General features: G+C 62.6%; 13 protein-coding genes. 1 reads left to right on the top strand and 12 read right to left on the bottom strand.

Features of this window, described 5'->3' with window-relative positions; translation table 11 throughout:
- Nucleotides 1-455: 455 nt before the first annotated feature.
- From ACFHWW_RS28270 to ACFHWW_RS28260, 3 genes are read right to left on the bottom strand one after another with little or no spacing between them, the layout of a single operon-like run.
- Nucleotides 456-818, bottom strand: a complete 363-nt coding sequence (locus tag ACFHWW_RS28270; protein ID WP_379942414.1) for a nuclear transport factor 2 family protein — start codon at nt 816-818, stop codon at nt 456-458.
- Nucleotides 819-842: 24 nt separating this feature from the next.
- Nucleotides 843-1,127 carry a putative quinol monooxygenase gene (locus ACFHWW_RS28265; RefSeq protein ID WP_018098768.1) on the bottom strand — a complete coding sequence of 95 codons (285 nt, stop codon included), beginning with the start codon at nt 1,125-1,127 and terminating at the stop codon, nt 843-845.
- Between the two features lie 39 nt (nt 1,128-1,166).
- Entirely contained in the window at nt 1,167-1,544 is a 378-nt protein-coding gene (locus ACFHWW_RS28260) for a nuclear transport factor 2 family protein (RefSeq protein ID WP_379942412.1), read from the bottom strand.
- Between the two features lie 67 nt (nt 1,545-1,611).
- On the opposite strand from ACFHWW_RS28260, the gene ACFHWW_RS28255 reads away from it, so the two are divergent.
- The gene (locus ACFHWW_RS28255) at nt 1,612-2,190 is read left to right on the top strand and encodes a TetR/AcrR family transcriptional regulator (RefSeq protein WP_379942410.1); all 579 of its coding nucleotides are present in this window, start codon (nt 1,612-1,614) and stop codon (nt 2,188-2,190) included.
- Nucleotides 2,191-2,369: 179 nt separating this feature from the next.
- Here ACFHWW_RS28255 and ACFHWW_RS28250 read toward each other — a convergent pair whose 3' ends face one another.
- The 9 genes from ACFHWW_RS28250 to tauA form a co-directional block, all read right to left on the bottom strand.
- Complete coding sequence (locus ACFHWW_RS28250) at nt 2,370-3,128, bottom strand: SDR family oxidoreductase (RefSeq protein WP_379942408.1); 759 nt, start codon at nt 3,126-3,128, stop codon at nt 2,370-2,372.
- A gap of 346 nt (nt 3,129-3,474) precedes the next feature.
- Nucleotides 3,475-4,467, bottom strand: coding sequence for a phosphate acetyltransferase (gene pta / locus ACFHWW_RS28245; RefSeq protein WP_379942406.1), 993 nt, complete (start codon nt 4,465-4,467; stop codon nt 3,475-3,477).
- Nucleotides 4,467-5,504: a YeiH family protein gene (locus tag ACFHWW_RS28240; protein WP_102762613.1), complete on the bottom strand. Its 1,038-nt coding sequence runs from the start codon at nt 5,502-5,504 to the stop codon at nt 4,467-4,469. The genes pta and ACFHWW_RS28240 overlap by 1 nt, the downstream gene beginning before the upstream one ends.
- 60 nt (nt 5,505-5,564) lie before the next feature.
- Complete coding sequence (xsc, locus tag ACFHWW_RS28235; protein ID WP_379942404.1) at nt 5,565-7,340, bottom strand: sulfoacetaldehyde acetyltransferase; 1,776 nt, start codon at nt 7,338-7,340, stop codon at nt 5,565-5,567.
- Nucleotides 7,341-7,381: 41 nt separating this feature from the next.
- Nucleotides 7,382-8,782 carry an NAD(P)/FAD-dependent oxidoreductase gene (locus ACFHWW_RS28230; RefSeq protein ID WP_379942402.1) on the bottom strand — a complete coding sequence of 467 codons (1,401 nt, stop codon included), beginning with the start codon at nt 8,780-8,782 and terminating at the stop codon, nt 7,382-7,384.
- 23 nt (nt 8,783-8,805) lie between these two features.
- Nucleotides 8,806-9,192 carry a nuclear transport factor 2 family protein gene (locus ACFHWW_RS28225; RefSeq protein ID WP_102762634.1) on the bottom strand — a complete coding sequence of 129 codons (387 nt, stop codon included), beginning with the start codon at nt 9,190-9,192 and terminating at the stop codon, nt 8,806-8,808.
- A 120-nt stretch (nt 9,193-9,312) separates the two neighbouring features.
- The gene (locus ACFHWW_RS28220; protein ID WP_100670280.1) at nt 9,313-10,140 is read right to left on the bottom strand and encodes an ABC transporter permease subunit; all 828 of its coding nucleotides are present in this window, start codon (nt 10,138-10,140) and stop codon (nt 9,313-9,315) included.
- Nucleotides 10,133-10,945, bottom strand: a complete 813-nt coding sequence (locus tag ACFHWW_RS28215) for a taurine ABC transporter ATP-binding protein (protein ID WP_324763703.1) — start codon at nt 10,943-10,945, stop codon at nt 10,133-10,135. Before ACFHWW_RS28215 ends, ACFHWW_RS28220 begins: the two co-directional genes overlap by 8 nt.
- A gap of 90 nt (nt 10,946-11,035) precedes the next feature.
- Nucleotides 11,036-12,055 carry a taurine ABC transporter substrate-binding protein gene (gene tauA / locus ACFHWW_RS28210; RefSeq protein WP_018098778.1) on the bottom strand — a complete coding sequence of 340 codons (1,020 nt, stop codon included), beginning with the start codon at nt 12,053-12,055 and terminating at the stop codon, nt 11,036-11,038.
- Nucleotides 12,056-12,125: the final 70 nt, after the last annotated feature.

The raw sequence follows: 12,125 nt of genomic DNA, 5'->3' as shown, positions 1-12,125 counted from the left end.
TGCAATATTTGCGGCCCCCCGCAAGAGACGTCACGAACGCGAAGCGTCGGGTGCAACTACAATGCAGGTGTCGGCTGAGGGAGAAGTGACACCGTAAGCCAATTGCGATGTCCCACTTGAACCCTTGTGGATTTTGGTGCCGGAAAGTCTTGGTTTGCATGGGTCGATTGCTGTCCAAAACAGACTAATGTCCAGTCGGGACCGCAGAAGCTCCACCGGAATGCGCCAAAAGCGGTCATCTCGAACATGGTTGGCGATGACCAAAATGGGGCCGACTGCAGACTGTCCGGTCCTGGAAAATGCCCAGCCGATAGCTGCCGTTCGGCAAGCGACCTTCATTGTCGCCGTTCGGAGTGCCGCCACCCGGCCCGATGGCGGACAGTCCGCTCCCGAGTAGCCAGCGAAAGCCGCCCTTTCCAACTACGATCCGGCGCGCTGACTTCGGCCCCGATGCTTTATCCCTTTACGTATCCTCGACCTTCAACGATCTTTCCGTCCCGAACGCGCATGATGTTTACCCCTCGAACCCGGTCCGCCGGGCTATCGCCCCAACGAAGCCGCCATCGGATGATCCCCCGATCCTCGCTGGCCCAAATCTCCTCGGCTTCGAAGACGAGGTTCGCAGAGGATGCAATCCCCTTCCAGAAGTCGAGGCAAGCTTCACGCCCTACGTAGCGTGCGCCATCCGGTGCGGGCGACGTGTTCTCAAGGACGCAGCCCTCACCAATCAGATCATCGAGGTCTTCCGGGCGGTGCTTCTCAAACGCGTTATGGAAGCGTTTCACGATTTCGCGGGTAGTTTCGCTATCGGTGGTCATCTTTTTACCTCTTGAGATCAGGGCCTAGAAAGGCTTTTCGGACTTGTTGGTGCGATAAAGGCTTACGGCCACCTCCCGGGGTTTTCCGCGCGGACCTCCCCTCGCGACCTTGCGCCAGGCGTCTAGCGTGGCCTGATCGCGCCAGCACTCGAAGAGATTGACGCGCTCCGGATCGACCGCGTCCGCGCTTATCGAGAAGTCGACACAGCCGTCATAGGCTCTCGCGCGTTCGACCATACTCTTGAAGGCTTCCACGGAGCCGTCCCGCTTCTCAGCGTCGGTCCGGGTATAGCCGGCTATGATAATCATGAGCTTTGCTCCCTGAAACGTGTGGATGGGTTGCTGCTGTCACTCAGGAAGCGGCGCCGACTGGCCGGGAATTTTTGAATAACCCAGCGCCTCGACGATCAAGCCGTCCCGGACGTGCATCAGGTTGATGCCCCGGAGCGAACCCCCGGAGCCGAAGTTAAAACGCCAGCGGATGATCGCCCGGTCGCCCATTGCGATCGCGTCTTCGACGTCGAAGTGAGCAGTCCTGTCGGCGGCCAGAACCTCCCAAAACGCGAGACAGGCGTCATAGCCTTCGTATCGCGTTCCATTGGGTGCGGGCTGAATGGACTCCATCACGCAGTCCGGGGCGATCAGGTCTTTGAGGATAGCGGGCTTGTGATCGCGGAACGCCTGGTTGAACCTGCGCATGATCTCGGCTGTCTCGATCGTTTGCATAATCTCCTCCTAGTCAGACAGGTCTGTCTAGTTGCAGTATACAGACCTGTCTGTTAGAGTCAACCGCATGAAAAAAGCCATGTCGCCGACCGATTCCAAGGCAAGCGCCGCACGCCGCCGCTTGCTCGATACCGCCACTAGTCTTTTCTATACCGAGGGCATTCGTGCAGTCGGCATCGACCGCATCATCGCGGAGGCGGGCGTGGCCAAGGCGACGTTCTACAATTACTTCCCATCGAAGGATGACCTCGTCCTCGCCTATATCGAGGAGCAGGACCGGCTTGGGCGGGCGGCAGTCGCAGCGCTGCCGAAGCAGCCTCCACGGGACAGGATCGCCGCTATCATGGGGCGCATCAGCGAGGCCGTGGTCGCGGGAGGTTGGCGTGGATGCCCGTTTCTCAACGCGGCGGCCGAATATCCAGCCCCTAAAAGTCCCGTGCGGCAAGCCATTGAAGCGTGGCGCGCCTGGTATTACGGTGTCCTCCGGGACCTCCTTCAGGCCGACGGCGATCCGACCCCTTCCGTTACTGCCTCGTTGCTTGTCGCCGTATCAGACGGCTTGCTCGAAGCCGCATACCTTGACGATCCGGCGGCCGTTCCCGCCCTTGTAGGCGAAGCGCTGGATAGGTTGCTGGTCCGACTTTGAGGAAGTCGGATGGGCTCAAATCTGCCGAAATTCGTGAACTGTGCGCCGGGGACTTTGCCGCCAATCAGGGGCAGCTCTCCGACTCGCCTGCCCAATAGCGGCCAGTCCGATCCAGTGACCGCAATGGGTCCTCTTGGTGTCGCAGATGCTCCCGGCACTGCGACACCCGATCCTATGAACTATAAGAGGCGGACGGACATGCCCCCGTCAACGATCATGGGACTACCAGTCATGAACTGGGACCGATCCGAGAGAAGAAAGAGTGCCGCTTGAGCGATCTCCAAAGCCGAAGCCATTCTCTTTATGGGGTGCAGGTCAGAGACGAACTTTAAAGCTTCAGGATTACCTTCGCCACCTGCCGGGGTGACTGTCCCTCCGGGCAGCAGCGCGTTGATACGGATGCCCTCTCTGGCATGCTCAGCGGCAAGCGATTGGACAAGCCCATTCAACCCTGCCTTGGACGCGGCATAGGCTGCCATGCCTGGTAGTCCGCCGTTGCTGAACCCGACGAAAGAGGACGTGAAGACAATAGAGCCGCCGCCTTGCTCCTTCAGAATTGGAACCTGCGCCTTGGCCGCCCAGAAGGCGCTGGTTAGGTTTGTCGAGATTACTCTGTTCCAGTTGTCAATGGACATGTCAGGTACCGCCACCATGTCACCCACCACGCCTGCGTTGTTAAAAGCCCCATGCAGGCTGCCGAAACGCTCCAGGGCCAACTCGGTCAGCACACCTGCATAGGCTTCATCCAGTACATCACCCGCACGGTACACGACGCTGCCGCCGCCTCTGGTGATGTCCTCGGCAACCGATTGAAGTTCATCAGATCGTCGCGCGGCCAGAACGACATTTGCCCCCTCGGATGCAAACAATCTGGCGGCGGCTGCTCCGACACCACTGCTGGCTCCGGTCACGATCAAAGTCTTGTTAGCCAGTTCCATTTTCATCTCCTGTTAATGATGCAGGAGATGGCTATTGCGCCCTCAGGCCGGTCGCCACCCGTTTCCTGTCTCAGCAGAAATCCGCTTCGGGCCGAACGCGGACGCATTTGCCCGGCAACTGGCCTTGATGGGCACAGGATTGTCCCCTTCCGCGGTGCCCGTCATTGCTGTTAGGGGGATGACCTCCCCTTGGTGTCACGGCGGCCGCAATCTCGCAGCCCGCTTTTGGTGCATCAGACGGCCCTGCATTTCGTCCTCTCCTTGAACCGACACCACGCACGCGATTAATTTGCGATTTGTGATTTTTTGTGGAGCCCTGAGATGGACGGGCGCGGCGAAACTGGCGTCAGGCGGCCTGAACCACCGTCACGGCAATCATATGGAAGACGTCGGCCGCACTGCAGCCGCGCGAAAGGTCGTTGGCAGGCCGTGAAAGCCCTTGGAGGATCGGTCCTATTGCCGTCGCGCCGCCGATCCGCTGGGCGATCTTGTAGCCGATATTGGCAGCGTCGAGGTTCGGAAACACGAAGACGTTGGCCTCCCCGCGCAGCGCCGAATGCGGCGCCTTGGTCAGACAGACGGCCTCGACGAAGGCGCTGTCGAACTGCAATTCGCCGTCAATGATAAGATCGGGCTCCGCGCGCCGCGCCATGCCGGTCGCCTCGACGACCTTCGAAACGCGCTCGTGAGCGGCGCTGCCGCCTGTCGAGAAGGAGAGCATCGCGACTTTTGCCCGTTCTCCGGCAAGCCTTTCGAAGGACTTGGCCGACATGCGCGCGATGTCGGCGAGACCGGCTGCGTCCGGGTCCACGACCAGTCCGCAATCGGCAAAGACGAAGGCCCCCTTCCTGGCGTGATGGGGCTCGCAGAGCATCATGAGGAAGAAACTGGACACGAGCCCGACGCCGGGCGCCCTGCCGATCACCTGCAATGCGGCACGAACGGTGTCTGCGGTGGTTGCGACCGCGCCGCCGACAGTCCCATCGGCCATTCCTTCGCGCACCATCATCGCGGCGAAGGTCAGCGGTGACAGAACGGCGGCCCGAGCCGCGGTCTCGTCGACGCCTTTGCTCCTTCTGTGCTCCAGATAGGCGGTCGCGAAATCATCGGTAAGCGGAGAGCACGCCGGGTCCTCGATCCGGAATTCCTGCGGGATTGCGTCCAGGGCTGCGAGCCTCTGCGCAACCACCTCGCGGTTTCCGACCAGCGTAATCTCCGCCACGCCTTCCCGCCTCGCCTGCACGGCGCCGGCGACGATCCGCGGGTCCTCGCCTTCCGGAAGGACGATGTGCCGCGGCGCTTTCCTGGCGGCGTCGATGATGCGATCGAGAGGTTTCATCAGCTGTGTCCCAGATAATACATGCCGGCGAGTATGAAGACGGCGATGAACAGCGTTTCGGCCACGACGAGGGCAACGGCATCTCCGCCGACTTCGAGGACGCGGCGCAGCGACGTCTTCATGCCGACGGCCACGATGCCCGCCAGCAGTGCCCATCTGGATATGGCCATCCCGACCTCGCTTGCGAGCACCGGCACCAGCCCGGCGGAATTGAAGCCCGCGAGAACGAGGAACGCCAGGACAAAGCCCGGCACGAGCGGCGCGCGCTTTCCGATGGACGCGCCCTCCTGCGGAACGCCGCGCAGGGCGAGGGAAAAGATCAGGACCACCGGCGCCAGCATCGTCACCCGGATGAGCTTGACGAGCGTCGCGGTCTCGCCCGCCTCCGGAGAGACCGAAAAGCCGGCTCCCACCACCTGGGCGACATCATGGATCGTGCCGCCGAAAAAGATGCCGGTGGCTTGGCCGTCAAGCCCGAGATACTCGGCGACGATCGGATAGCCGATCATCGCAAGCGTGCTGAGCACGGTCACCGACAGCACGGTGAAGATAAGATTGCGCTCGGAAAATTCGTTGCGGGGCAGCACGGCGGCGATGGCCATGGCGGCCGAAGCGCCGCAAATGGCGACCGCGCCGCTGGTGAGAAGGGCGAGACGCCAGCCCCGGCCAAGCAGGCGGGCGGCCAGGAGGCCGAACAGGATGGTTGCCACGATCGCCGAGACGAGCAGCAGAATGGTGCCGGCGCCGAGGCCGATCAGAAGATCGACGCTGATGCGCATGCCGAGCAGCGCCACACCGATCCTCAAGATCAGCTTTGCCGAAAGCTCGATGCCCGCGACGCAACGTCCTTCTTCCGCCAGGAAGTGGAAGGCGATCCCCAGCAGCAGCGCCATCAGCATCGCCGGCGCCCCGTAATGCTCCGACAGGAACTGGGCAGCCATGGCGACGGCGGCCGTCACCAGGAGACCCGGTCCATAGGTCGACAGGACGGCTGACAGGGATTGCTTCCGTCGCTCGGTTTTGGGGATCGCGTCCATCTTTTCTTTCCGTTGAGTGAGCTCGGCGGCGACCACCGCCGAGCGAGTCGCGAGAGCTTCTTACATAGGTCGCTGGGTGCGCATGTCGGCGCGGTCGATGCCGGCCACCGCTACCGGCTTCTTCATCGCATCGCGGCGGAAGGGCTCACCGAGTTCCTGGTTGAGGATAACCTCGACGAAGGTGGTGATCCCCCTGGCCTGGTCCTCGATCGCCTTCGCAAGTGCCTCGGTGAGTGCGGCCGGCGTGTCGACCGTTACGCCCTTGAGGCCGCAGCCATCTGCAACCTTGGCGTAGCTCAGGTTCGGATTGAGCTCGGTGCCGACGAAGTTGTTGTCGTACCAGAGCGTCGTATTCCGCTTTTCCGCCCCCCACTGGTAGTTGCGGAAGATCACCATGGTGATGGCCGGCCAGCCCTCGCGACCGATCGACGTCATCTCGTTCATCGAGATGCCGAAGGCGCCGTCCCCGGCAAAGCCGACCACCGGCACGTGCGGGCAGCCGATCTTGGCGCCGACGATCGACGGGAAACCGTAGCCGCAGGGGCCGAACATGCCCGGCGCCAGATATTTCCTGCCCTGTTCGAAGCTCGGATAAGCGTTGCCGATCGCGCAGTTGTTGCCGATGTCGGTGGAGATGATCGCCTCCTTCGGAAGCACGGCCTGGATCGCCCGCCAGACCTGGCGAGGCGACATGCGATCGGGCTCGCGCCGGCGTGCGCCGACGTTCCACTCCGTGCCCGGATCGTCATCCTCATGGTCCATCGACGAGAGCTGCTGCAGCCAGGCCGAGCGCGTCTGGTGGATCAGCGCCTTCCGCTCCTCGCGGCTCGCGTCGCCGGCGGCCGGCGCAAGCTGCTGAAGAATCTGCTGCGCCACCTGCTTCGCGTCGCCGCAGATGCCGACGGTCACCTTCTTGGTCAGGCCGATCCGGTCGGCATTGATGTCCACCTGGATGATCGCCGCATCCTTCGGCCAGTAGTCGATGCCATAGCCAGGCAGCGTCGAGAAGGGATTGAGCCGCGTACCCAATGCGAGCACGACGTCTGCCTTGCTGATCAACTCCATCGCCGCCTTGGAGCCGTTATAGCCCAAGGGTCCGACCGACAGACGGTGGCTGCCGGGAAAGGCGTCGTTGTGCTGATAGCCGCAGCACACCGGCGCATCCAGCTTCTCCGCAAGTGCCATGGATTCCTGGATGGCGTTGCCGATGACGACGCCGGCGCCGTTGAGAATGACCGGGAACTTCGCTTCCGAAAGCAGCCGCGCGGCCTGGGCGATGGCCGCGGGTCCGCCCGCCGGCCGCTCGAAGCGGACGATGCGCGGCAGATCCACGTCGATAACCTGCGTCCAGAAGTCCCGCGGGATGTTGATCTGCGCCGGTGCACAACCGCGCCATGCCTTTTCGATGACCCGGTTAAGGACCTCGGGAATGCGGCTCGGATCGCGCACTTCCTCCTGATAGCAGACCATCTCCTCGAACATAGCCATCTGGTCGACTTCCTGGAAGCCGCCCTGGCCGATGGTCTTGTTGGCGGCCTGCGGCGTGACCATGAGCAGTGGCGTATGGTTCCAGTAGGCCGTCTTCATGGCCGTGATGAAACCGGTCACGCCGGGCCCGTTCTGGCCGATCGCCATCGACATCGTGCCGGTCGCACGGCTGAAGCCGTCGGCCATCATGCCGGCATTGGTCTCGTGGGCACAGTCCCAGAACCGGATGCCCGCCTTCGGAAACAGGTCCGATACGGGCATCATCGCCGAGCCGATGATCCCGAACGCATGCTCGATGCCATGCATCTGCAGGACTTTTACAAACGCCTCTTCGGTCGTCATTTTCATGTCATGTTCCTTTCGCGTTGAGGGTAAGGCCGACCGGGCGGCTAAAGAATTTCATCCTTGAGGTAGTACCAGCGATACATGCCCCACTGGCCGAGGCGTCTGAAAGGCGTGAGCAGGCCATGGCTCGGCAGCGGCGACGTGAAGATCGGCAGATCGAGGGCGCCGCCCTTGCCCGCCACCATCTGGGCCATGCGGCGGCCGGCCTGGGCGGAATACATGACCCCGTTGCCGCCATAGCCCATGGCGTAGAACAGCGGCTGCTTCGGGTCGGGGCGGAAGATGCGCGGCATCATGTCGTGGCTGACATCGACCCAGCCCCACCAGGAGTAGTCGATCGTGATCCCCTTCAGGATCGGGAACTTTCGGTAGAGCCCTTCGAGCAGCCGATCGAGATGTTTGGGGTTGACCGCGTCGCGGCCGGTGATGGCGCTGCGGCTGCCGATCTGCACGCGACCGTCCGGCAACATCCGGTAGTAGTGGCGCAGCGTGCGCGTATCGGTGAGCGGGATCCGGGTCTTGAAGTTCAGTTCGGCGTGTTCTTCCTCGGTCAGCGGGCGTGTGACGATCGAGTTCGAGAGGATCGGCATCAGCCTGTGCCGCGTCAGCGTATGCAGGTCCGGCGAGGTATAGCCTGCCGTCGCAATGCAGACGGCGCGCGCACGAACGGTGCCGCCCGGCGTCGTCAGATGATAGGCTCCGTTTTTCCAGTCGCAGCCGAGAACGGGGCTTGCCGTGTGGACCCGCGCACCGAGCTTGCGCGCCAGACTGAGGTAGCCGAAGGCGAGCTTGGCCGCGTGGATGCCCATGCCGTCCGGTTCGTACATCGCCCCCCTCGCCTCCTCGTCGCGTACGAAGTCGCTGTGGACCTCATCGCGGCCGACCATGCGCGAGCGGTAGCCGAAAACCCCGTTGAGAAGCCGCGACTCGGCTTCGAGCGCCGGCAACACCTTGTCGCGGTGGGCGATATAAAGATGGCCGCCGTCCTGAGGGTCGCAGTCGATCTCGGGCGAGCGGATCAGGTCCCGGAAGAGATCGAAGGCTTCGCTGATTTCGCCATGCAGCCTTTTGGCGACATCGACGCCCCAGCGCTCGATCCATTGCGAACGCTTGAGCCGGCCGGCGGAGATCTGCGCCTGACCGCCGTTGCGGGTGCTGCAGCCCCAGGCGACGCCATTGGCTTCCAGCACCGTCGCCTTGATGCCATGCTCCTGGGCCAGATGGATCGCGCAGGAGAGCCCGGTGTATCCGGAGCCGACGACAGCGACGTCGACGTCCATATCGCGTGTGACGGGTCCGTCGTCGGCAGGCGGAGTGCCGGCCGTGCCGATCCAATAGGTCGGCGCATAGTCCTTGCCGTCGCCCGGATTAGGCGCGCGGATCGGATCATAGGTCGGATCGAACGGCTTCCGCGATGCGATCGGTCTGGCCAGTTGATGTTCCATGTCGTGATCCTGCCCTGAGGCTCTCAGTATCTCGGCTGCGGTTCGATGAGCGGCCGGTTCTTTCGGAATGCCTGCTTGCGGACGATCTTTCCGTCGCGAAGCGTGAAGAGATCGCAGCCTTCCGCGACGACGCGCGAGCCGTCCTCATTGGTGCCTGAGAACGTCCACTCGGAGACGGCGCGATCAGCGTGGACGAAGTGGCTGTGATGATCCCAATGGGCATCCCGCATTGCCGTCCATACACCTGAGAAGGCATCGGCAATCGCCGCAGCGCCGACGATGCGCTTGCCGCAGGCCTCGGGCCCGGCAACGGCGTTGAAGACGCAATCGGCGGCGAAAAAGGCCATGACGTCGTCGATGTCGTGCCTGTTGAAGGCGTCGAAAAGCTTTGCGAGATCTTCGGCAGTCATGTCGAAATTCCTTTGTTGATGCATGGGCATAGCTTCGCCGGGCGGGCGGCGCTAAGCCCGTTTGAAATGGGTTGGAAGAGGTTGTCCGGGGCGGCGCCCACTACGTCCGATCGGCTGCCGTCACACTTTGCCCTTCCAGGGAATGAGCGCCTTTTCGAGGTAGCGGATCATGAGATCGAAGGCGAAAGCGAAGACGCCGATGACGACGATGCCCATGATGACCGTATCGCTGGCGAGATATTCGGCGGCATTCAGCACCATGAAGCCGAGGCCACGATGGGCGGCCACCATTTCGGCGGCGACGAGCGTGGTCCAGCCGACGCCGATTCCGATACGCATGCCGGTGAATATCTCCGGCAGGGCAGCCTTCAGGATCACGTGCCTGATCACCTGGGCTCGCGTCGCGCCCATCGCATAGGCCGCATGGATCTGTTCCGTCGAGACCGAGCGGACACCGGCTCTGGCGGCGATCGCCATCGGCGCGAAGATCGCCAGATAGATCAGGAACACTTTCGGGAATTCGCCGATTCCGAGCCAGATGATGATCAGTGGCAGATAGGCGAGCGGCGGCAGCGGCCGGTAGAATTCGATGATCGGGTCGAAGAGACCGCGCACCACCCGGTTGACGCCCATGAGGATGCCGACGGGAACGGCCGTGACGAGTGCCAGCAGGAAAGCTCCGAGCACGCGGCCGAGACTTGACAGGGTATGCTGCGCCAAAGTGGAGTTCGAGACGCCTTCCGTAAGCGCAATCACGAACTTGTCCCAGACGGCGAGCGGCGACGGCAGGAACAGCGGCTTGATCCAGCCCATTTCGGTCACGAGCAGCCAGAGCGCGATGAACGCAAGAGCCGTGAGCAGGCTGATGTGGCCGCTCATGCCGTCGCCCGGCGCACCGTAGATCCTGCCCGGACGAACCGGTTTGCTCTTTGCGACACCCTCAAGCATGGAGGATCTCCGGGCTCCCGGACTGGCGCTCGTCGCCATAGATGATGCCGAGGATTTCTTCACGCATGTCGATGAAGTCGCGGCTGGATTTGATTGCGCGTGCATTGCCGTTCTCCAGGAAGCGTTTGTTGAAATCGAGCTCGTAGGTATGGGTGATGCGGCCCGGACGGGGCGACATCACGATCAGCCTGGAGCCGAGGAACAGCGCCTCCTCGACGCTGTGGGTGATGAAGAAGAACATCTTGTTGGTGAGTTGCCACACTTCGAGCAGCAATTCCTGGATGGTCTCGCGCGTCAGCGCGTCGAGGGCAGCCATCGGCTCGTCCATGAGCAGCATCGCCGGATCGCAGGTGAGCGCGCGGGCGATGCCGACACGCTGCTGCATGCCGCCGGAGAGGTGATAAATCATGTGCCGGTGGAAATCCTGCAGCCCGACAAGCGCGAGATTTCTGGTCGCCAGGTCCCGCCGGGTCGCCTTGTCGACACCCCTGAGCTTCAATCCGAACTCGGTATTGTCTATGACGTTAAGCCAAGGGAGCAGCGCGTGCTTCTGGAAGACGACGCCACGGTCGGCACCGGGGCCGGTGATGCGGCGGTCGCCCAGCATGATTTCCCCGGCGCTCGGCGCCATGAACCCCGCCATCAGGTTGAGAAGCGTGGTCTTGCCACATCCGGACGCACCGAGGGCGACGACGAAATCGCCGCTTTTGATTTCGAGATCCACGCCCTTGAGCGCGATGACCGCCTGGTCCGAATAGAGACCGGGATAGGTCAGACTGACATTGCTGACGTTAAGCGTTTCCATGTCGCAGGCCTTCCTGGAAAGTGCTGTGTCGAGGGTATCAGCGGCGCTCCTGACCGCGCACGGCGCGCGGGCGGGAGCGCGCGTCGTCTGCTACTTGGAGGCTTCTTTCGCATATGAGCTGTTGACGAAGGGCGCGTAGTCGTCGAGCGCGGTGTCGATCTGTTTCTGATCGACCAGAAACTTGGCGCTCGCCTCCAGCGCCCGGACAGCGCCGCCGCCAAGCCACTGATCGGAGACCTGTTCGTCGACGGTCGGGAAGGACAGGAGGTTCAAAGCCTGGACGATACCCTCGGCGTCGCCGCCGATCAGCTTGACCATGCCCTGGACCTGCGGCGAGTCAGCCTTCCAGCCGCTGCCGTTCGCCTTGTAATCGGCATAGGCGTCCGCGAGCACCTTGGTGAAGGCGGCCATGAATTTGGGGTTTTGCTCGGCCCATTCCTTGTCGGCCACGAGACCGTCGAAGGTCGGCACGCTCGCCGCGCCGATCGTCTCGGAATCGGAGATGACCTTGCCGCTCTTCAGGAGTTCCGACAGCGCCGGTGGCCAGACATAGGCGGCATCGATATCGCCGCGCTGCCAGGCAGCGACGATCTGCGGCGGCTTCATGTTGAGGATGTTCACTTCCCGCGGATCGGTTTTCCAGACCTGCTCGAGGCCGACCAGCAGATGGAAGTGCGACGTCGAGACGAAGGGGACGCCGACATTTTTCCCTTTCAGGTCTTCCGGCTTTTCGATGCCGGAACCTTCTCGGGCGACGAGCGCTTCCGACTTGCCGATATTGTCCAGGATCCAGAAAAGTTCGAGCCCGACGCCGCGGGTCGCCGCGGCAGTCGTGCCGGTCGAACCGATGACGCCGATCGGCACGTTTCCGGAAGCGAGGGCGGTCGAAATGTCACCGCCGGAACTGAACTGGCGCCAATCGATCGTATAGCCGGCTTCCTTCGCTGCCGCATCGAAACGACCATCGGCGATCGCCGAGATGAACGGGCCGACGATCTGCTGGTAGCCCACGACGACGCTGGTTTCCGCCTGGGCGGCGAAGGAGGTGAGGACACCGGCGGCGATGGCCACGGCTCCGGATAAGTGCTTGAAACTTCTAAGGTGGATCATGTCGTTACCCTCTTGGTTATGTCGCCCCGCTTTTTGCGGGGTCGCGCCGTACATTGAATGACGGTCTTTG

Source organism: Sinorhizobium sp. P24N7 (assembly GCF_042436655.1).
Lineage (GTDB): Bacteria > Pseudomonadota > Alphaproteobacteria > Rhizobiales > Rhizobiaceae > Sinorhizobium > Sinorhizobium meliloti_A.
This window is presented reverse-complemented; position numbering and strand designations above follow the sequence as displayed.